The sequence below is a fragment of the Tautonia plasticadhaerens genome (assembly GCF_007752535.1).
Classification (GTDB): domain Bacteria; phylum Planctomycetota; class Planctomycetia; order Isosphaerales; family Isosphaeraceae; genus Tautonia; species Tautonia plasticadhaerens.
In genome coordinates, this window is sequence record NZ_CP036426.1 from 8,399,808 (window position 1) to 8,419,286 (window position 19,479).

General features: G+C 73.2%; 16 protein-coding genes and 1 pseudogene. 11 read left to right on the forward strand and 6 right to left on the reverse strand.

The genetic code is table 11. From position 1 onward, the window contains the following. Window positions 1–17 precede the first annotated feature (17 nt). Window positions 18–869 carry a PP2C family protein-serine/threonine phosphatase gene (locus ElP_RS33360; RefSeq protein WP_145277705.1) on the forward strand — a complete coding sequence of 284 codons (852 nt, stop codon included), beginning with the start codon at window positions 18–20 and terminating at the stop codon, window positions 867–869. 389 nt (window positions 870–1,258) lie between these two features. Here ElP_RS33360 and ElP_RS33365 read toward each other — a convergent pair whose 3' ends face one another. Next, entirely contained in the window at window positions 1,259–2,944 is a 1,686-nt protein-coding gene (locus ElP_RS33365) for a hypothetical protein (protein ID WP_145277707.1), read from the reverse strand. Between the two features lie 191 nt (window positions 2,945–3,135). On the opposite strand from ElP_RS33365, the gene ElP_RS33370 reads away from it, so the two are divergent. The 4 genes from ElP_RS33370 (at window position 3,136) to ElP_RS40850 (ending at window position 8,141) form a co-directional block, all read left to right on the forward strand. Continuing rightward, the gene (locus ElP_RS33370; protein ID WP_145277708.1) at window positions 3,136–3,603 is read left to right on the forward strand and encodes a nucleoside deaminase; all 468 of its coding nucleotides are present in this window, start codon (window positions 3,136–3,138) and stop codon (window positions 3,601–3,603) included. A gap of 491 nt (window positions 3,604–4,094) precedes the next feature. Beyond that, window positions 4,095–4,937 (forward strand): thioester domain-containing protein, encoded by an 843-nt coding sequence (locus ElP_RS33375; RefSeq protein ID WP_197446566.1) that lies wholly within the window; start codon window positions 4,095–4,097, stop codon window positions 4,935–4,937. Between the two features lie 236 nt (window positions 4,938–5,173). Then, window positions 5,174–6,109 carry an ADP-ribosylglycohydrolase family protein gene (locus ElP_RS33380; protein WP_145277712.1) on the forward strand — a complete coding sequence of 312 codons (936 nt, stop codon included), beginning with the start codon at window positions 5,174–5,176 and terminating at the stop codon, window positions 6,107–6,109. A gap of 124 nt (window positions 6,110–6,233) precedes the next feature. Further along, on the forward strand, window positions 6,234–8,141 hold the full coding sequence (locus ElP_RS40850) for an RNA polymerase sigma factor (RefSeq protein WP_145277714.1): 1,908 nt from the start codon (window positions 6,234–6,236) through the stop codon (window positions 8,139–8,141). 586 nt (window positions 8,142–8,727) lie between these two features. Here the strand turns inward: ElP_RS40850 and ElP_RS33390 are convergent. Together ElP_RS33390 and ElP_RS33395 are read right to left on the reverse strand one after the other, a co-directional pair. Continuing rightward, window positions 8,728–9,606: a tetratricopeptide repeat protein gene (locus tag ElP_RS33390; RefSeq protein WP_145277716.1), complete on the reverse strand. Its 879-nt coding sequence runs from the start codon at window positions 9,604–9,606 to the stop codon at window positions 8,728–8,730. Window positions 9,607–9,996: 390 nt separating this feature from the next. Then, window positions 9,997–10,857, reverse strand: coding sequence for a response regulator (locus ElP_RS33395; RefSeq protein WP_145277718.1), 861 nt, complete (start codon window positions 10,855–10,857; stop codon window positions 9,997–9,999). Window positions 10,858–11,097: 240 nt separating this feature from the next. Between ElP_RS33395 and ElP_RS33400 the strand changes: the two genes are divergently transcribed. From ElP_RS33400 to ElP_RS33410, 3 genes are all read left to right on the forward strand, one after another. Continuing rightward, a complete protein-coding gene (locus tag ElP_RS33400) occupies window positions 11,098–11,820 on the forward strand; it encodes a MotA/TolQ/ExbB proton channel family protein (protein WP_145277719.1) in 723 nt (240 codons plus the stop codon). Window positions 11,821–11,891: 71 nt separating this feature from the next. Continuing rightward, complete coding sequence (locus ElP_RS33405) at window positions 11,892–12,332, forward strand: ExbD/TolR family protein (protein WP_145277721.1); 441 nt, start codon at window positions 11,892–11,894, stop codon at window positions 12,330–12,332. Window positions 12,333–12,407: 75 nt separating this feature from the next. After that, on the forward strand, window positions 12,408–13,445 hold the full coding sequence (locus ElP_RS33410) for an ExbD/TolR family protein (RefSeq protein WP_145277723.1): 1,038 nt from the start codon (window positions 12,408–12,410) through the stop codon (window positions 13,443–13,445). 31 nt (window positions 13,446–13,476) lie between these two features. Here ElP_RS33410 and ElP_RS41475 read toward each other — a convergent pair. Then, a pseudogene (locus tag ElP_RS41475) lies at window positions 13,477–14,561 on the reverse strand (carbon-nitrogen hydrolase family protein). Window positions 14,562–14,640: 79 nt separating this feature from the next. Beyond that, the gene (locus tag ElP_RS33425; protein ID WP_145277729.1) at window positions 14,641–16,812 is read right to left on the reverse strand and encodes a hypothetical protein; all 2,172 of its coding nucleotides are present in this window, start codon (window positions 16,810–16,812) and stop codon (window positions 14,641–14,643) included. A gap of 183 nt (window positions 16,813–16,995) precedes the next feature. On the opposite strand from ElP_RS33425, the gene ElP_RS39000 reads away from it, so the two are divergent. From ElP_RS39000 to ElP_RS33435, 3 genes are all read left to right on the forward strand, one after another. After that, complete coding sequence (locus tag ElP_RS39000) at window positions 16,996–17,232, forward strand: hypothetical protein (RefSeq protein WP_197446567.1); 237 nt, start codon at window positions 16,996–16,998, stop codon at window positions 17,230–17,232. Window positions 17,233–17,314: 82 nt separating this feature from the next. Continuing rightward, window positions 17,315–17,521 carry an HPP family protein gene (locus tag ElP_RS39005; protein WP_197446568.1) on the forward strand — a complete coding sequence of 69 codons (207 nt, stop codon included), beginning with the start codon at window positions 17,315–17,317 and terminating at the stop codon, window positions 17,519–17,521. Window positions 17,522–17,583: 62 nt separating this feature from the next. Next, entirely contained in the window at window positions 17,584–17,967 is a 384-nt protein-coding gene (locus tag ElP_RS33435; RefSeq protein WP_145277731.1) for a hypothetical protein, read from the forward strand. Window positions 17,968–17,976: 9 nt separating this feature from the next. Here ElP_RS33435 and ElP_RS33440 read toward each other — a convergent pair whose 3' ends face one another. Further along, window positions 17,977–19,476: a mechanosensitive ion channel family protein gene (locus ElP_RS33440; RefSeq protein ID WP_145277733.1), complete on the reverse strand. Its 1,500-nt coding sequence runs from the start codon at window positions 19,474–19,476 to the stop codon at window positions 17,977–17,979. Window positions 19,477–19,479 lie beyond the last annotated feature (3 nt).

The following is a 19,479-nucleotide window of genomic DNA, read 5'->3' on the forward strand; positions in this document are numbered from 1 at the left end:
GCGAAGGAGAGGCCCCGATGCGTGCCGCCGTCGCCGCCCCCGAGCCGCAGACGATGCGATGCCTGGAGATCCGAGGGGGGACCGAGGCGGTCGAGCAGTCCCTCGACCTGCCCGGCCTCCAGGCGTTCATCTACAGCCGCCCCCACGGCGGCGACGCCCGGGGGGGGGACGTGCACTACGTCTCCGTCTGCGGCGGGGGGGCGACCGTGCGGGCGGTCGTGGCGGACGTCTCCGGCCACGGGGACTCGGTGGCCGAGTTCTCGGGCGTCCTGCGGGCGCTGGTCCGCAAGCACATCGCCCGGCACGACCAGACGAGCCTGGTCGAGGCCCTCAACCGGGAGTTCGGCGCCCGGGCCGAGCTGAGCCGGTTCGCCACGGCGGTCGTCGCCACGTTCCTGCCCGGCAGCCACCGGCTGACCGTCTCCAACGCCGCCCACCCGAGGCCGCTCTACTACAAGGCCGACCCCGGCGAGTGGATGATCCTCGCCCCCGAGACGGCCGCCGCCGCCGGGGCGAACCTGCCGCTGGGGGTCCTGGACGACGCCCCTTACGAGCAGTTCGCCGTGACGATGGCCCCCGGGGACGTGGTGGTCCTCTACACCGACGCCCTCACCGAGGCCGCCGACCCCTCCGGCCTGATGCTCGGCGAGTCCGGCCTGCTGGAGATGGCCCGCCACCTCGACCCCTCCGAAGCCAGGCGCCTCGGTCCCGGCCTGCTCGAAGCCGCCCGCCTCTTCCGGGACGGCCGCCCCGCCGAGGACGACGAGACCCTCGTCGTCCTCCGCCACGACGGCACCGGCACCCGGTTCCCCGGCCCGCTCCAGTTCCCCCTCGTCATGGCCAAGATGTTCGGCCTCGTCCGGGTCTGACGACGGTCCCCGGGGCCCGACGCCGGTCCCGAGGGCGGCGGGGGGCGATCACCCCGAGGGTGCGACGCAACAAAAGGTGAATTTCCGGCAGTCATTTTCAGATCCTATTGGTCACGCGGCGATCGTCCCCTTCGGCCCGGGCTCGACCTCCATCCGACCTGAGTAGTCCATCCACCGTATCGGTCGACGGATCGGTTCCGTCCCCCTCTCCCCGCCAGCGGGGAGAGGGCCGGGGTGAGGGGCCTTCGGTCGATCGCCTGGCCTCTCGCGCCGTCCGAGCCCCCTCACCCGGGCTTCGCCCACCCTCTCCCCCGAGGACGGGGGCGAGGGTCGGAGAAGACCGCCCTCGGACGACATCCGACCCCCCATCCCGGGTTCTCCGTCGTCGATCATCCGACCTCCTCCCCGAGTGTCCCGAGATCCCGGCGGCGGAAGACCAGGAACTTGGCGTCGTAGGTGAGGTAGCCGATCCCGGGCAGGTTCGCGTCGAAGACGACCGGGCGGAGGGGGGCGGGGACGACGAGCGAGTAGACCTGGGGGTTCACGTCGAAGGTCCGGACGAGTTCATAGTCGCTCGAGAATCCGGGGACGCGACGGGCCATCTGCTCGGCCTCCCAGGGGCGGAGCACGGCCCACTCGGGGCGGAGGACGCCGAGGGTGGTGTAGAAGTCGGTGCCGAACCGCCCGGCGGCCTCGACGACCTCCGGGGAGACCAGCCCCGGCCAGTCGGCCATCCTCGCGCCGCTGAAGTAGCCGATGTAGCCGACGCACTCCAGGTAGACCCGCTCCCCCGGCCCCACCCGATCGGCCAGCCATCGGCCGAGCTTCGCCCGGTTGCCCATCTCGACCACGTTGGCCTGCACCCGCATCTGGATCGCCGTCAGCACGAAGATCAGCGCCATCCCCGCCCCGACCGCCAGCAGCGGGGCCGCCGCCAGCACCCAGGCCGGCCGGAACCGGCGGCCCAGCGGGGCCACCAGCCGGGGCACCCCCCGGGCGATCGTCGCCAGGCCCAGCAGCGTCGCCGGGGGCATGTACCAGGGGAACGAGAAACTCAGGAAGGACAGATACAAGGACATCAACGCGAACATCAAGGAACACGACCGCCCCCAGCGATCCCGGATCGGCACCAGCCAGTAGGACACGCCGAACACCCCCATCGCCGCCGCCCAGGGCCAGAACCAGGGGTGCCACCCTTGGCCGTAGCCGACGTTGTGGTAGATCGGCAGGAACGCCCGGGTCGCCGTGGCCAGGAACCGCCCGACCGGCCCCACGAAGGGGTCGAGATCCTGGTCCAGGTTCGCCTTGGCGAGGATTGTGTGCGGCACCGGCGACCCGTAATAGGCCCAGGCCCCGGCGAACCAGGGCAGGTAGGCCGCCGTGCACACGAGCCCCGCCTTGAACAGATCCGCCACCTTCGATCGGAACCGGCCCGGCCCGAACAGCAGATCCGCCGCCGCCGCCGCCGCGATCGGCACGCAGCCGTCGGGCCTCGACCACATCAGGCCCGCCCAGCAGATCCCCATCGGCAGCCAGCGCCGGGGCACGTCGTCCCGGGCCACCAGGGCGAGCGTCCCGACCAGGAACAGCAGCAGGAACGCCGTCTCCATGCCGTTGACCGAGAAGGCGATCGCCTTGACCTCCAGCGCCAGGAACGCGGCCAGCGCCCACCACGACAGCCCCCGGCCCGACGACTCCCGCTCCAGCCTCCCCAGGAGCACCAGCCCGGCCGCCACGTACGCGACGACGCTCAGCAGCCGGAACGCCCGGATCGCCTCCCGGTACGACCGCTCCCCGGTGACCACGTGGCAGAGCGCCGGCAGCAGGACGCCCAGCGGCGAGGTGAAGCCGTGGATCCGCTCCCCCGGCTGGAAGACCAGCCCCCGGCCCTCGGCCAGGTTCTCGCTGTGGCGGAAGGTGATGAAGAAGTCCTCCCAGATGTGGTCGGTGAAGGCCGCATACGACAGCATGCTCAGCGCCGAGGCCAGGGCGAAGGCGACGGCCGGCCACCGGGATCGGGCCGGGGCCTTCGGCCGGACGGCTCCGCCTCCGGCTTCGGGACGGGAGGGCTCCATGACTCGGGGTGCTCCTGGCGGCCTCGGTCGGGTCTCGGGGCGGTCCGGCCCGACCGGGGCGGGCGATTGCCCGGGGACCGCGCCCTGCGGTACCGTTGTTGCCGATCCCGCCCCCCCGGTTCAAGGGGCCCGCGCCGCCCTCCCGGGCCGTCGCCGGGGGCGGAGGGCCGGGGATCGGGGGTTCGGACGCGATGGATCACGAGACCTACATGGCGAGGGCCGTGGCCGCCTGCCGGCTCGGCATCTCCGAGGGCCAGTCCCCCTTCGGCTCGGTGATCGTCCGGGGCGGCCGGATCCTCGCCGAGGCGCACAACACCGTCTGGCGAGACACCGACCCGACCGCCCACGCCGAGGTCAACGCCCTGCGCCTGGCCTGCCGGTCCCTCGGCTCGATCGACCTCTCCGGCGCCGTGCTGTACACCACCTGCGAGCCCTGCCCGATGTGCCTGGCCGCCTCGCACTGGGCCCGCGTCTCGCTCGTCGTCTTCGGCGCCTCGATCGCCGACGCCGCCGACGCCGGCTTCACCGAGCTGGGCGTCCCCGCCGGGGAGCTGGCCCGGCTCGGCGGCAGCCCCCTGGTCGTCGAGCCCGGCCCGCTCCGGGACGACTGTCGGGCCCTGTTCGGGGAGTGGAAGGCCGCCCGGGGCCGCCCCTACTAGGGTGGCGAGCCCCCGGGCGTTGCGTCGACGCAACGCCCGGGCGGCGCCGCCGTCGCCCTCATGCAACGTCCGCCGCGCGTTCCAGCCTCATCTGGCCGGCCCGCCCCCACTCCCGGCGATACAAGGCCTGGCTTCGGCCGTGCGCCCATTCATCATTGTTCATGATCATTGAATCTCTCCGTCGGTCGGGGACGATCAGCCGGGGGACGGGCACTGTCGCCCGACCTCCCCGCTCCGAATCGCCGCCCCTCGCCCCCGGCCCGACGCCGGGGGCGGCGTCCGATCCGATGGCCTTGTCCGGTCCGCCATCGGCGGCCCGGGGCCGACCGGCCTGCGCCGCGAGGAGTACTCGGCGGGATGCCGATCGAGTCGGATGGCGGGCCCCCGATCCCGCGGCACGACCCCGCCCGCCGCAGGCCTTCCAGGAGGCGAGCGTCCCCATCTCTGTGTCATCTCGTGAGGGGGCGGCGCCCGGAGCCGGGCGCCCGGCCTTGGCCTGGCTGCTCGGGCCGGCCTGTGCCCTAACCCTGATCGCCCTCGCGGCCTCGGCGCCGACCGCCCGGGCCGGCTTGATGGTCCAGGCCAACACGACGTTCAACGGCGGCAACAACGGCATCAACGTCGACTTCCGATTCGGGACCGGGTCGTGGCAGGGCACCTCGCCCGGCAACTTCACGACGATCGTCCACGGGCCGAGCCCCTTCGGCACCTGGAACGTCTCGTTCACGACCTACTGCGTCGACCTGTCGGAGTACGTCCAGCCGTCCAGCCCGAACACGGCCATGGTCTCGCTCACCGGCGAGAGCGGCCTGCTCGACACCAACTCGCGGCCCCGGGACATCGGCGCGGCCGGGTGGGTCCTCGAGAACTACGGCTTCGCCTCCCCGAGCGAATTGAAGGCGGCCGGCGGCCTCGCCTCAAACGTCAACCTCACCACCAAGGAGGCGTCGGCGGCCATCCAGCTGGCCATCTGGGAGGCGACCTACGACGGCAGCGGGGCCGGCGGCACGCTGGGCGTCGGTACCAACTACCTCGGGACCGGGTCGCTGACCTTCAGGGGCAGCGCCTATGACAATGCCAACGTGAGTGCCGTCGCCAACGGCATCCTCAGCCTCCGCGACGTCCGGACGAGTGCCGTCGGCCTGTTCAACTACCCGCCGATCGCCGGAGGGCCCCAGACGCCCGCCGACCAGGACCAGATCTTCCTGCCCCCCGCCGGCACGCGGAGCGCCGTGCCAGAGCCCTCGACGCTGGCGATGGCGGCCGTCGGCGGCCTGATCGGCCTGGCATCGCTCTGCCGGCAGCGGCTCCGCCGGAAGACGCCCCGGCCCTGATCCCCTCGCCATCCCGCCCGATCGATCCGGACCACGATCGGGGCCGATCGATCTCGGAGGCCCGCCGGCCGGCGTCCCGACGCCGGCCGGCGGGCCACGAGTCCTGTGTGGGGCCCCCCTGCAAGGGCCCCGACCCCCGACGATTGCGATGGCCCCGCCCCTCCGGGCGGAGTATGCTTCGGGTCGGGGACGCCGCCGCCCCGTCGACCCGGTGGGGGCCCAGGATGACCAGGCCGATGCTGCGAGATCGGATCGAGGGCGGGCTGCTCGGCCTGCTCGTCGGCGACGCCCTGGGCGTCCCCTACGAGTTCCACGCTCCCGAGGACCTGCCGCCGGTCGAGGCGATCGAGATGACCCCGCCCGAGGGCTTCCGCCGGGCCCACGCCACCGTGCCGCCCGGCACCTGGTCCGACGACGGGGCCCAGGCGCTCTGCCTGCTCGCCTCGCTGCTGGACTGCGGCCGGCTGGAGTTGGAGGATCTGGGTCGCCGCCTGGTCGACTGGCACGGGCGCGGGTACCTCGCCGTCGGCGGCGTGGTCTTCGACATCGGCATCACCACCGCCGGCGCCCTGCACCGCCTCCGGGACGGCGTGCCCGCCGAGCTGGCCGGCCCGACCGGCGAGCGGGACAACGGCAACGGCTCGCTGATGCGGGCGCTCCCCCTGGCGCTCTGGCACCTCGGCGGGGATGCCGAGCTGGCCGACCTGGCCTGCTCGCAGTCGAAGCTCACCCACGGCCACGCCCGGTCTCAGGCCTGCTGCGCCCTGTACTGCCTCTGGGCCCGCCGGATCCTCCAGGGCGCCCCCGACCCCTGGCGGGACGCCGTCTCCACCCTCCGCGGGCTCTGCGACTACGACTCCCCGCTGATGATCGAGCTGGAGGGGGCCATCCGCCCCGACGAGCCCCCCTCCGGCCGGGGCACCGGCTACGTCGTCGACTGCCTCCGGTCCGCCCGGCTGGCCCTGGACGCCGGGCCCTACGAGGCGGTGGTCAAGGCCGCGGTCGCCCTCGGCCACGACACCGACACCACCGCCTGCGTGGCCGGAGGCCTCGCCGGCCTGAGGGACGGCGCCTCCGCCATCCCCGCCCGCTGGCTCGACGCCCTGCGCGGCAAGCCCCTGTACGAGCCGCTGCTCGATCGGCTGGTCGATCGCCTCGGCGAGTCGGGCTGACGACCGACCATCCGCCCTCCCCGGAGCGCCCGCCACAATCCCGGAAACTGGTGGAACAAACCGCCCGAGTCCCGGCACCCTGGAGAGGACACCAACCGTCGGGCCGAGCGAGGGACCGGGACTCATGCCGGGACATCGATCGGTCGCCCCCCGGGGCGACCTGGACACGCTGTTTCGCCTGGGGGTGATGGGCGACTGGCCCGACTCCCGACTGCTGGACCACTTCGCCTCCCACCTCGACCCCTCCGGCGAGGCCGCCTTCGAGGCCCTCGTCCGGCGCCACGGGCCGACGGTCTGGCGGGTCTGCCTCGGCCTGCTCCGGGACCCCCACGCCGCCGAGGACGCCTTCCAGGCCACCTTCCTCGTCCTCGCCCGGCGATCGGGTTCGATCCGGAACCGGGACTCCGCCTCGGCCTGGCTCTGCGGGGTCGCCCGCCGGATCGCCCTCCGATCCCGCCTCGACGCCTCCCGGCGACGCTCCCGGGAACGGCTCGCCGCCCGGCCCGAGGCCGAGCCCGAGGCGCCCCGGGACTCCCACGAGGCCCTGCTCCAAGAGGTCGACCGCCTGCCCGCCCGCTACCGCCTCCCGGTGGTCCTGCACGACCTCGGCGGCTGCCCGTACGACGAGGTCGCCCGACGGCTCGGCTGCCCGATCGGCACCGTCAAGGTCCGCCTCTCCCGGGCCCGGGCCCTGCTCCGACGCCGCCTGACCCGCCGAGGGCTCAGCCCCTCGACCGCGAGCCCGCCCCCGGCCCTGCCCGTCCCCCTTTCCGCCGCCCTCGCCGACCGCACCGTCCGATCGGCCGTCTCCCTCGGCCTGGGCCGGACCGCCCTCGACGCCCTGCCGCCCGCCGTCTCCGCCTCGGCCCGATGGATGCTCAACGCCATGATCCTCTCCCAGCTCAAGGCCGCCGCCGCCCTCGTCGCCGGCACCCTGCTCCTGGCCACCGGCGCCGGGCTCGTCGTCGCCTCGCAGGAATCGGGTACGCCGCCCCCGGGAAACACCCCCTCGCCTCCGGTCGCCGCCTCCCCCGCTCCCCCCGTCACTCGGTCCCACCCCTGGCGTCTCCCCGCCCCGCCGCCCGAGGAGATCGAGCGTCGCGTCCTGGAGGTCACGGCCGACCTCGACGACCCCTACGACCGGGCCGAAATCCTCCTCAGCCTGGGGCGTGCCCAGCTCCGCCGCGGCCAGCCCGTCGAGGCGCTCGACACCCTCCGCGCCGCCCGCCTCGCGGCCGAGCAGATCCCCCGCGAGGCCCAACTCACCGGCCAACATCCGATCGCCCGCATCGCCGCCGCCCAGGCCGAGGCCGGCGACCGCGACGCCGCCCTCGACACCTTCAGCAAGGCCGCCGAGGTCGTCTCCTCCCTGGACGAGGAAGGGCAACTCCGGAATTGGGGCGGATTGATGCGGGTCTGGCTCGATTCGGTCGGGCGGGCGATCTCCGCACCGCCGCCGACGCCTATGCGGACTTCCTGTTGCGTCGTCAACAACTCACGCCGAACAAGCTCGTCGAGATCGAGGCGATGGCAGGCGACTTCGCCGAGGCGCTGCGGATCCTCAGGGAATCGGAGGCGTACCGGAGAGCCAATGGCGATGCGAATCGGACGAACGCCCTGCTCCAGGTCGCTGGCGCCCTCTTGCCCGATGATGCACAGGCCGACGAGAGCCTCACCGAGACGCGGGACGCGATCCTCTCGAACTCCTGGGGGCCCGGCACCCGGTTCTGGGATCTCACGAGGCTTGCCGAGATCCAGTCCCGCCTCGGCCGGTTCGACGACGCCCGGGCGACCATCGCGCTCGCCCCCCCTCGGACCGACGGCGGCGACCTGTTCAATTTGGCCCGCGTGTTCGTCGACCTGGCCGAGCGGCAGGCGGCCGAAGGGGGCCGGGCCGGGGCCCTGGACGCGGTGGATGACACGCTCCGGGTCGTCTCGACGATCGAGGGTCCGGATTACAAGTTCACCCCCCTCTCACGGGCGGCCAAGCTGCTGCTTTCCCTGGGCGAGGTGGAGCGGGCCGAGGCCGTGATCGGCCGGCTCGCCGAACATGGCATCGAAACGTCCTCCTGGATCGAGCAACTCGCCGAGGCGAAACGGGAGGCCGGGGACGACGACGACGCCCGGGCCGACCTGCGACGCGCCCTCGAACTGGCCGAGGCCCGTCTCCGCGACCTCATCGCCGCGCCACCGGAGCCTGCTCGCGACGACCTGCCGGGATACGCCTTCTACGTGACGACCGTCGATCCCCTGTCCCAGGCCGCCGCCGATGTCGTTCGCATCCACCTCAAACTCGGCGACCTGGAGGCGGCCTTCCGCACGATCGACGCCCTCCCCGACGGCACCCGGCAAGACGCCCTCCCCGCGATCGCCGCGACCTTCGCCGCCCGGGGGGAACTCGACACGGCCTGGGGGCTCGTCGAGGAGATCGACTCCCCCGAGGCCCGCAGCCGGGCGATCGTCCGGGTCGCCCTCGAACGGCCGGCGGAGGCGGCAGGCGACCCGCCGGCCGATCCCGAGTGATCGTGTGGGCGCCGGGTCATCCCCGTCGGGAGAGACCGAATCTTCATCCCGGGAGGAGCCGGCCGGCACGGGTCGGCGGCGGGGGCGACCCCGGATCAGAGGACGAAGGACAGCTTGCGGCGGTAGTCGGCCACGAGGGGGTCGTCGGGGGGGAGGAGGTTGAAGAGGGCGAGCATGGTCTGGCGGGCCTGCTCGCCGACGCCGCGGCGGTCGCGTTCGACCAGGTCGAGGCAGGTCGCCAGGGCCTCCTCGTGCTGGCCGGCGGCGGCGAGGGCCTCGGCGAGGCGGTACCGGGCGGGGAGGTCGTCGGGGTGGGACTCTGCCTCGGCCCGGGCGGCGGCGAGGTCGCCGGCGTCGGCGGCGGCGAGGTCGAGCGCGAGGCGGGCCTTGACCGCCTCGGCCTCGGGTTCGAGGAAGCCCCGGCGTTCCAGGGCTGCGACCTCGGCCCGGGCCTCGTCGAGCTTGCCTTGCCGTTCCAGCGCGCCGGCCAGGCCGATCCGGGCCTTCGGCAGCTTGGCGTCGAGCCCGAGGGCCTCGCGGTAGCGGGCCTCGGCGGCGGCGGGGTCGGCGTCCTCCAGGGCGGCGGCCTCGCCGCAGAGGACCTCGGCGGGGGAGGGCATGAGGCGGTCGAGCCACTGGCGGATCATCGCCTCGGGTTGGACGCCGACGAAGGAGTCGACGATCCGGGCGTCCCGCAGGCCGAAGACGGCGGGGATGCCCTGGACGCCGAAGGCCGAGGCGACGTCGCCGAGCTGCTCGGTGTCGGCCTTCACCAGGACGAACCGGCCGTCGTACTCCCGGGCCAGCTTCTCCAGGACCGGGCCGAGCATCCGGCAGGGGCCGCACCACTCGGCCCAGAAGTCGACCACGACGGGGACGGACTTCGACCGCTCGATGACCTCCTGCTCGAAGCCCTCACGGGTGGCCTCGATGATGACCCGGGGCGTGTCCTTGTCGCTCTGGGACGTGTTCATGGGATTCGAACCGATGCTCGAGCTTCGGGATGCGAGTCGCGCCGCCGTCGGTGGCGGGGGGCCCGGTCCCCGGCCCCGGCGGCCATTGTACCACGGCGCCCCGCGGCGGGCGCGACGGCCCGGGCCCGCCCGCCCCCGGGCCGCCCGACGGCCCGGGGCCTCGAAGGCGAGGACCCAGACACCCTACATATCGATACTTGAAAATGGGGCGGGTGATCCCGTCGCTCGGCCCGGGGAGGCGGGCGGCACGCACCCGGCGGAATTCTGGGAATCCGATTCGTTGATGTGGGACGGCCGCCCCGGCCGTCCCACGCGGGCCGATCCGTCGACGGAGGCCGGCCGGGGCGGTCGCCGTCTCCGGGCCATCGAGGGCCGCTCGGGGGCGAGGGCTCAGTCCCCCTCGGGCAGGTCGGCGGCGCCGGTGGACTCGAAGCGCTTGACCAGGGTGACCTCGTTGCCCTTGTCGTTGTAGCGGAACTCGTCGACGAGGCCCCGGGCGAGCATGATGCCGAAGCCGCCCTCGCGGATGCCCAGCTCGTTGCGGACGTCGAGGTGGGCGATCGGGTCGTCGGCCTGGGCGGCGTGGGGGATGTGGCCGGGGTCGAAGCCGGGCCCCTGGTCCCGGATGATCAGGGTGACGTTGTCGGACTCGATCCGGTAGGTGATCCGGAGCGTCAGCTCGGCGTTCTTGCGGTGGCCCCACTCGATGGCGTTGGAGCCCATCTCCATCACGGCCTGCTTCAGATCCTTGATCTGCCGCTCGGTCAGGGGGGTGCGGACGTAGAGGTCCGTGAGCATGTCGTTCAGCTCGGCGAGGTAGTCCGTCTCGCTGCGGATGTCGAACTCGATCTCGCCGGCGGTGCCCCGGGTCATGTGCTCCTCCCGCCAGGCGAAGGCCCGGTCCATCACCTCGAAGAGCTGGTCCGGGGTGAAGGGCTTGGTCAGGTATTCGTTGGCCCCCACGCGGACGCCGTGCACCCGGTCGTGCTCGGAGTGCAGGGCGGTGACCATGATCACGGGGATCAGGTTGGTGGCCCGCCGCCGCTTCAGCCGGGCGCAGACCTCATAGCCGTCGACGTCGGGCAGCATCACGTCGAGCAGGATCAGCTCCGGGTCGTGTTCCGCGACGGCGGGGAGCACGGCGCCGCCGTCGAAGACCTGGACCGGCCGGTCGCTTCGGGCCTTGACGAGCCCGGCCATCAGGTCGTTGGCGTCGCGCTCGTCGTCGACGATCAGCACGGTGCGCGGCATGGGCACGCGGTCCCCGACTTCGGGCCTCGGACAGACGGGCGGTCATTGTCGCGCGCCGGTCGGCCCGAAGCAAGGCGCAGGCCCGGGGGGGTCTTGCCCCGGCGCGCCCCCCCATCCAAGAATAAGACACCGGATCGCCCCCGGCCACCGCCCCCGGGCCCCGGCCGGGCCGAATCCACCGCCCTGCCCCGCCGGGCCGCTCCCGAGCCGACCGACCGACCGATCGACCCGAGGCCGTGCATGGACATCTCGCTGCTGCTGACGATCATCGGCTACGCGATCTACGTGGCCCAGGCCCTGCTCGCCATCTGGGGCATCTACAACTCGGTGATGGTCTACCGGGGCCTGGGGAAGCGTTCCCTCGACGACGCGAGGGCCGGCCAGCTGCTGGACCAGGTGGCCGCCCTGGTCGGCAAGGCCGGGCAGACGAGGGAGGCGATCGACCTCTGCAACCGCCCCCCCTACTGGCACACCACGCTCGCCCAGCTGGTGACCGTGGGCTTGCAGAACCTGAAGCGGGGCCTGGCCAAGATCAAGCAATTGCTGGTGATGGAGTTCCACACCCGGGTGATCTCGGCGATGGAGAACCGGCTGGCCTCGGTGGTCACGGCGGCGAAGCTCGCGCCGCTGCTGGGGCTGCTGGGGACGGTCATCGGCATGATCGGCGCCTTCGGCAACGTCGGCGCCGGGGAGCGGACCGCGGATCCCGGCAGCCAGCTGGCCGCCTCGATCGCCCTGGGCCTGTGGACGACGGCCGTCGGCCTGATCATCGCCTCCCCCCTGATGCTGCTGGCCAACGACCTGCAGGGCCGCCTCCGGCTGCTCCGGGACAACACCGAGCGGCAGCTCCAGGGCTTCCTCGAATTCCTCGAGCAGGAGGAGGCCCGCCGCGCCCCCGAAGGGCGGGGCGCCCCCTCCCCGCGGGCCGGCTCCGGCTCCGTCCGGGCCGTCCTGCCCCGGTGAGGGCGAGGGCGGGGACGAGGACGACGCGGCCCCTCCCGATCGACTGAGACTCGACCGAGGCGACCGATCCCATGCTGCTGCAACGCCAGGTCCGCTCGCCGCTGGACAGCGCCATCGACCTGACGCCGATGGTCGACGTGGTCTTCCAGCTGCTGATCTTCCTGATGCTGACCTACCGGGCCTCGGCCGAGGCCGAGGTCGAGCTGCCCCCGGCGGCCTACGGCACCGGGGTGGAGGAGACCCGGGCCACGACCCTGACGCTCGCCCCCCGGCCCGGCGGCCCGGTCGCCGTCTTCTCGGGCATGAGCACCGACCCCGTCGACCGGCTCGACGACCCGGAGGACATCCGGGAGGCCGTCGCCGCCGGGGTCCGCAACGGTCGACGGCGGGTGATCCTCCAGGCCGACGGTGCCGTCCCCCACGGAGAGGTCCTCCGGGTCGGCTCGATCGTCGCCGAGGTGGAGGGGATCGTCCTCCACCTCGGCGTCGAGGACGCCGAGCAGGGCGACTAGCGGGCCCGGCTCGCCGTCCGCCCGCCCCTCGCGATCGCCCCCGAACCCTCTCGACTCCTGCCGACCCGGGAACCCATGGCCAACTGGGACATCTTCCACACCGATCGCCTCCGGCTCGAAACCGGCCTCGGGGCCGAGGCCGTCCGGGAGGGGATCGCCTCGGGGGCGATCCGGCCGGATGACCTGGCCCGGCCGGCCGGGACGGACGAGCCCTGGGCCCGGGTCGACGCCCGGGGAGCACTGCTCTCCCCCGAGTCGACGGGCCAGCCGGGCGGGGGCGAGGGCGAGGGCGCGGGAGATCGGTCGGGGCCCGTCGTCGAGGAGGCGGGCATCCTCGACGACGAGCCCGCCCTCGAAGCCCAGTTCGCCCCCGAAGACGAGGAGGATGACGAGCCGATCGACCTCGACGACGACCTCGAGCCGACCGGCCAGGTCCCCGACCTTGACGAGGAGCGGACCGTCGAGCTGCGACGGGCCCCCGCCGATCCCCGCCCCGACGACCCCGAGCCGGACGACTGGGACGAGCTGGTCGCCGCCGCCGGGGGCTCGATGCCACCCCCCGCCTCGTCCTGGGCCGACGCCCCCCCCGTCGCCGTCGAGGACGCCCACGCCTTCCCCCCCCTCGACGAGCCCGAGGCCTTCGACCCCCTCGACGAGGACGAGGAGGCCGCCGCCTTCACCCTCGCCGCCGAGCCCCCCTCCGAGCCCGACGAGATCGACCTGACGGCCATGGTCGACGTCGCCTTCCAGCTCGTCCTCTTCTTCCTGGTGACCGCCACCACCATCTACTTCAAGACCCTGGAGATCCCCACCCCCGAGCCCGACGAGCAGGAGGCCGTCGCCCAGCAGATGCGCACGCTCGACGAGCTGCTGGAGGAATACATCCTCGTCGAGATCGACCCCCAGGGCCGGGTCCAGGTCGACCGCGAGCCCATCGCCCCCGACGAGCTGACCGCCCGGCTCCGCCAGGTCCGCTCCGACACCTTGCGCACCGGCATGCTCCTGATGGCCGACTTCGCCACCCCCCACCGCAACGCCGTGCTCGCCATCGACTCGGCCAACGCCATCGGCCTGGAGATCGCCATCGCCAAGCCGTCGGCACCGACCGATTAGCCGGGCAATCCCGGCCCGCGTCCTCGACGGCTCAAGGCCCCTCGGGGTGCCGGGAGAAGGTCCCGGCCTCGGGGATCAGGCGATAGACGCCGAAGAACTCGGAGGTGTGGTTGAAGTTGGCCTTCTCCCGGGCGACCTCGCCGGGGAGGTCCAGGCCGCGGAGGACCAGCAGCGACGGCCCCTCGGCCACGACCAGGGGGACGCCCGAGGGGGCCCAGGCGCCGCTGTGGCCGAAGAACTCGGCGTCGCCCTGGGTGCCGGTGGCGTTGCAGGAGAGCATCCAGACCTGATTCTCCATCGCCCGGCAGGCGTTCATGACCTCCCACTGGTAGCCCCAGTAGCGGTCCCGGGTCACGGCGCCGTAGGAGCGTTCGGTGCCCCCTCGCCAGGCGGCGAGCACGAGGATGGCGTCGACCCGGTGCCGCATCGCCAGCTCCTGGGCCATCGAGGGGAACCCCAGGTCCCAGCAGGTGAGCACGCCGAGGCGACCCCAGGGGTGTCGAACGTCAGGACGTCCCGCATCCCGCTCCGGGTGTAGACCTGCTCCCGGCCGGCCGGGGGGAAGGTCTTGTCGTAGATGAGGGCCTCGTCGGCGGCGGGGTCGTCGGGGTCGAAGTCCTCGCAGATGAGGTACGTCGAGTTCAGGAACCGGGGGCCGTCGTCCCCCCCGACTCGCCGGGGGCCGTTGACGAGGATGTACCGGAACCGGTCGTCGAGCAGCGCCTTCAGCTCGGCGAAGAGGGCGTCGTCCCGGGCGTCTGACTCGGCGATGTGCTCCCAGCAATCGTCGCAGAAGCCGCCGCTGAGGCCGAATTCGGGCGTCAGCAGCAGATTCGCCCCGAGCTGCTTGGCCCGCCTCGCATGGGAGAGCAGGTCCCGACCGTTGCGCCCGGGGTCGTGGCTGATCGGCACGTTGGCGATCGCCACGGTCATCCCCCCCGGGCCGACCGTCTTCTCGACGACCTCGACTCCCCCTCCCGCCGGCGACTCCTGGGAGGCGGGAGGGAGCAGCACGGTGGCGAGGAGCAGGGTCGTCGGGAGGCTCGTCATCGCGGCAGTCTCTCCGGTGGATCGACGAGGATGCGTTCTCGCGTCTCGGAAGACGATCGCCCCCATTGGCTCGGGCCGCAGTCTCTCGGCACCGGACGACCTCGCATGTTCAAAGGATAACCGGTTTCCCCGATCGGTCCCAGGCTCACACCCGGATCGGCAGCAGGGCGTCGCCGCCTGGGAGGCCGTCCCGGTCGCCGTCCAGGGGGTTGCGGGCGAGGTCGGTCAGGGCGTCCTCGCCGAGGCCGGGGACGACGACCCTCCACGAGGGGCCGGGCTGCACGCCGGGGCGGAGCCGGAGCATGAGCCGGAGCTCCGAGGCGTCGAACTCGGCCGAGGAGAACGGCGAGGGGACCGCGTCGAGGCCGTCCCCGGCGGGGCGGAGCAGGTCGTACCGGCTCGCGTCGAGGGCGCCGACCAGGTCGATCGCCTCGTCGAAGACGACCGACACGACCATGAAGCCCGAGCCGTCGAGCTGCAAGGCGGCGGCGACCGGCATCGGCGGCCGGGTGTCCGCCGGGGTCTGCGGGATGTCGACCCGGTAGCCGTAGGCGTCGGCCAGCAGCAGGAGGTCCAGCTCCGTCGGCAGGGCCCGGGTGCCGACCAGCCCCTCGGGGGCGAGCAGGTCGTAGGCGTGGAAGGTCGGGTCGAGGTGGTCCAGCCCCGGGGAGAGGGCGGCCGTCACGCCGGTCGGCCCGGAATAGAGGACCGCCCCGCCCGCGCCGGGGATCGGCGAGATGCGGTCGGAGACGTTGTCCTCGAAGCCGATGCCGATGCCCAGCGCGTGGCCCAGCTCGTGGAGGACCGTCGAGAGGAAGTCGTAGCGGCCGGCCGGGCCGCCGACCAGGTAGGTCGGCGAGGCGGCGACGGGGAACTCCAGGTCGTCCCAGGGGGTCGGGTCGACGAACCAGCCTTCCCCCCCGCCGTCGGCGTCCAGTTCGATGGTGGCCTCGATGGTCCCCCCCTCGTCGTAACGGACGGTGGACAGCCCGAGCGTGTCCCCCATGTCCAGGCCCGAGGCCGATCCGCCGAGGAAGGTGACGCTCAGGGTGTTGTCCGGCCGGTTGTTGTCGACGACCAGTCCCTCCCAGACGGCGATCGCCCGGTCGATCGCGGCCCGCTCGGCGGGAGAGAAGCGGTCGGTGGCCGTCCCCCGGTTCACCCAGTCGATCCGGAACTCCGGCCGGCCCGGGTTCGGGTCGGGTTCGGGATCCGGCGTCGGATCCGGGTTCGGGTCGGGCTCGACCCGGCCGGGAGGGGGCCCGGCGACCGAGGGGGGGGGGAGCGGGACGCTGTCCGGTGCCCCCAGCCGGACCGACGACGCCAGGCCGGTCGACGAGGAGACCAGGGCGAACCGGCTGAACCCCTCGACCGGGCTGAAGCCGTAGACGGCATAGTCGGTGATCGCGTCGCCGTCGAGGTCGAGCGGCACCGGCAGGTCGTCGAAGCCGCCGAAGGGGACCGATCGGCTCGGGGCCCCCCCGGAGGGGATGATGGCGAAGCGTCGGAAGCCCTCGACCGGGCTGAAGCCGGCGACCGCGAGGTCGGAGCGGCCGTCGCCGTCGTAGTCGCCGACGGCCGGCACGTCGTCGGGCCCGCCGAAGGGCTGGACGATCAGGCCGTCCGGGTACGCCACGGTGGGGCCCCCGGAGAGCCGGACCAGGAACCGGCTGGGGGCGTCGCCCTCGCCCGGCCCGTAGACGCCGAAGTCGGCCCGGCCGTCGCCGTCGAAATCCCCCGAGATCGGCCGGTCGTCCGGCCCCCCGAAGGGGAGCGTGACCACCCCGGCGGGGAATGCGTCGTTCGGGCCGCCGGAGAGGAGGGCCGCGAACCGGCTGAACCCGTTGTCGGGGCTGTCGCCGAAGACGGCGATGTCCGTGGTCCCGTCGCCGTCATAATCGGCCGAGACCGGCCGGTCGTCGGCCCCGCCGAAGGGCTGCAACCGGGCGGGCCCCCCGTCCGAGGGCAGGATCGCGTACCGGGCGAAGCCGTCGAGCGGGCTGTAGCCGAAGACGGCCACGTCGGCCCGGCCGTCGCCGTCGAAGTCCCCCGAGATCGGCCGGTCGTCGGCCCCGCCGAAGTCCACCTCCAGGCGGCCGAGGCCCGAGCGGTCGACGGTGAAGGTCCCCTGCCCCGTCTCCTCGTCGGAGCCGAAGACGGCGAGGTCGGAGCGGCCGTCGCCGTCGTAGTCGGCCGGGACGATCGTCGAGAGCAAAGCCCGTGGCTCCAGCGGCTCGGCCCGGAACCGGAGGCGGTCGCCCCTCCTCCGCCCTCGGGCCGGGTTCGATCGCTTCGGTCGGGGGCGCGGGCGCATCATCGGCAGGTCGCTCCGTCGGTGGGGTGACGATCCGGCTCACCCGATTATGCATGCATGGTCAACCCCGGGCCATCCGGGTCGGCCGGGACCCCTCCAAGGCTAGGACCCGGAAGCTCGGTCGGGCGAGCGATTTGCAACCGGTCGCCTGGTCGAATCAGGGTATCGGATCCCGGAGGTCCCGCGATGGAAGGAGATCGGGAGCGACTGGCGCCGATCGAGGGGGCCGGCCCTCCCGACCGGGCGAGCCTGGGGAGCCGGGGGGAACTGACCCTGGCGATCGCGCCGACGGCGGTGGTGCTCCTGGTCTTCGGCCTGGTCGAGGTCCTCACCGAGCAGCGCCTGCTGTTCGCCTCGCTGGCCGGGAGCGCCTTCCTGATCTACCTCGACCCCGAACACGGCAGAACACGGTCCGGACGCTGACGATCGCGCAGTTGATGGCGGCGGGCCTCGGCCTGCTGGCCTATCAGGCGATCGCCCCGGCGTACCTCTCCGGGGCGTGGCGATGGTGGCGACGATCGTGCTGATGATCGCCCTCGACGTGGTCCACCCCCCGGCCGTCTCTACCTCGCTGGCCTTCGCCTTCCGGGCCGGGGACGCGGGCAACGTCACCCTGTTCGCCCTGGCGGTCGGGATCACGGCGCTGCTAGTCGTCCTCCAGCGGGCGGCCCTCTGGCAACTGGTCCGATTGCGGAGGAGACGGCCCCGGTGACGGCAGGACCGCCCCGAACCGCGAGGGGCCGTTTCGAGTCCGACCGGGGGGAGGGATCGACAATGACCGCAATCAGGCCGAAGACGACCGTTCTGTATCGCCCCATCGGCCGGAAGGAACTGGACCTGATCGCCGAGTCCGGCTTCCTGGCTTTCCCGCCGAGATTGCCGGGGCAGCCGATCTTCTACCCGGTGCTGAACGAGTCGTACGCGACCCAGATCGCCCGGGACTGGAACACGAATGACGCCGCCTCCGGCTTCGTCGGCTTCGTCACCCGGTTCCGGGTCCGGTCGGCCTTCCTGGCTCGGTACGAGGTGAAGACCGTCGGGGGGTCGGCGCATCAGGAGTACTGGATCCCGGCCGAGGACCTGGACGAGTTCAACCAGAACCTCGACGGCCCGATCGAGGTGATCGCCGAGTTCCTGCCCCGAGGGCGTTCGGCCTGACCCGGCCGGTCACCGGCCATCCGGCTGCAGCAGGTTGTCCCCCTCGTCGCCGACCACGTCCCGGGCGACCGTCATCGCCTGGTCGATCGCGTCGGGCTGGGCGTCGCCGGCGGCGCCGGAGGAGGAGGCGACCTCGGCGTCGATCCGGAGGTTCGATCGGGCACGCTCCGGGGCGCGGTGGGGGGTGCGGGCCCCGGCCGGCTCTCCGTCGTCGCCGACGAGGGAGACGTCGACCCGGTCGGCCATGCTCAGGACGATCGTCGTCGGCGGCGGGGTGATGCCGGCTTCCTGCAACGCGACCTTGGCCTTGAGCCGGGCGTCGCTCTGGAGCTTGAAGGCGTCGACGCCCCGGCTCGGGGTCCAGAAGTAGGTCCGGAGGCGGACGCCGCCGGCCTCCAGCGACTCGACCAGGGTCCGGGGCGCGGGGGAGTCGAGGATGCCGTCGTGCCCGAGCAGGGCCGAGGCGATCGCCCGCTGCGCCTCGACGGCCGAGGCGTCGTAGCCGATCACCACGTCGAAGCAGGAGCGGACCGCGTCCGAGGCCGTCCGGTTGATCACCACGTTCTTGAACACCGCCGCGTTGGGGACGCGGACCTGGTGCCCCTCCAGCGTCACCAGCACCGTCGCCCTCGTGGTCAGGGCCCGGACCACGCCGGACTGCCCGGCCACCTCCACGTAGTCCCCCACCCGGAACGGCCGGCGGACGCCCAGCAGGAGCGAGGCGATGAAGTTCTCGGCGAAGTCCCGGAAGGCGAAGCTCAACGCCAGGGCCACCGCCCCCGCCAGGCCCACCACCGAGAGCACCGCCCGGGCCACCCCCATCACCTCCAACGCCGCGTAGACCCCGACCAGCACGATCGCCAGGCCGATCACCGACGCCGCCACCGACCTCAGCAGGACGCTCTCGAAGAGCGGCGACAGCAGCGCCTCGGAGTATCTCGAGAAGGCCCGGGCCAGCAGGATCGAGCCGATCAGCACGCCCAACGCCGCCAGGGCCGCCAGCCAGGTCCTCGACACGAGGTCCCAGAACGCGCCGAGCCGCTTGGCCAGCAGCGCCCCGGCCGAGAGCACCTGGGCGTCGGTCCGGGTCTGGTTCAGGACCAGGGTCACCCCCTCGACGCGCCGGACGAAGTCCCGGAGGCGGTCCCGGACCTCGGCGTCCTCGACGTGGCCGGTGAGCGTGACCACCCCCTCCTCGACTTCCACCCCGATCCGACGGACGCCCGGGTAGCGCGGCAGCAGCCGCCGGAGCTTCCGCTCGATCTGGTCGTCCGGCACGAGCTGCTCGACGGCGATCGGCCCGGCGGCCTCGGCGATGGTGGCCTCGGGGTTGTCCTCGGTCGGGGCCGGAGTGGCCGCCTCGGCTCGTTCGGAGGGCGGGTCGGCGGCGTCTCCCCCGATCGGAGGCAAGGCGACCTCCTCCTGGCCGGGGGCGGCCGGGCCGGGACCGAGCAGGAGCAGGGCGAGACCGAGGGACAGTCCGAGGGGCGATCTCGGGAGGATCGTCATGGG

Bases quoted from the DNA above. Each gene is read 5' to 3' on its own strand.
- ElP_RS33360 (WP_145277705.1), top strand. From the start codon at position 18: ATGCGTGCCGCCGTCGCCGCCCCCGAGCCGCAGACGATGCGATGCCTG.
- ElP_RS33365 (WP_145277707.1), bottom strand. From the start codon at position 2,944: ATGGAGCCCTCCCGTCCCGAAGCCGGAGGCGGAGCCGTCCGGCCGAAG.
- ElP_RS33370 (WP_145277708.1), top strand. From the start codon at position 3,136: ATGGATCACGAGACCTACATGGCGAGGGCCGTGGCCGCCTGCCGGCTC.
- ElP_RS33380 (WP_145277712.1), top strand. From the start codon at position 5,174: ATGCTGCGAGATCGGATCGAGGGCGGGCTGCTCGGCCTGCTCGTCGGC.
- ElP_RS40850 (WP_145277714.1), top strand. From the start codon at position 6,234: ATGCCGGGACATCGATCGGTCGCCCCCCGGGGCGACCTGGACACGCTG.
- ElP_RS33390 (WP_145277716.1), bottom strand. From the start codon at position 9,606: ATGAACACGTCCCAGAGCGACAAGGACACGCCCCGGGTCATCATCGAG.
- ElP_RS33395 (WP_145277718.1), bottom strand. From the start codon at position 10,857: ATGCCGCGCACCGTGCTGATCGTCGACGACGAGCGCGACGCCAACGAC.
- ElP_RS33400 (WP_145277719.1), top strand. From the start codon at position 11,098: ATGGACATCTCGCTGCTGCTGACGATCATCGGCTACGCGATCTACGTG.
- ElP_RS33405 (WP_145277721.1), top strand. From the start codon at position 11,892: ATGCTGCTGCAACGCCAGGTCCGCTCGCCGCTGGACAGCGCCATCGAC.
- ElP_RS33410 (WP_145277723.1), top strand. From the start codon at position 12,408: ATGGCCAACTGGGACATCTTCCACACCGATCGCCTCCGGCTCGAAACC.
- ElP_RS33425 (WP_145277729.1), bottom strand. From the start codon at position 16,812: ATGATGCGCCCGCGCCCCCGACCGAAGCGATCGAACCCGGCCCGAGGG.
- ElP_RS39000 (WP_197446567.1), top strand. From the start codon at position 16,996: ATGGAAGGAGATCGGGAGCGACTGGCGCCGATCGAGGGGGCCGGCCCT.
- ElP_RS39005 (WP_197446568.1), top strand. From the start codon at position 17,315: ATGGTGGCGACGATCGTGCTGATGATCGCCCTCGACGTGGTCCACCCC.
- ElP_RS33435 (WP_145277731.1), top strand. From the start codon at position 17,584: ATGACCGCAATCAGGCCGAAGACGACCGTTCTGTATCGCCCCATCGGC.
- ElP_RS33440 (WP_145277733.1), bottom strand. From the start codon at position 19,476: ATGACGATCCTCCCGAGATCGCCCCTCGGACTGTCCCTCGGTCTCGCC.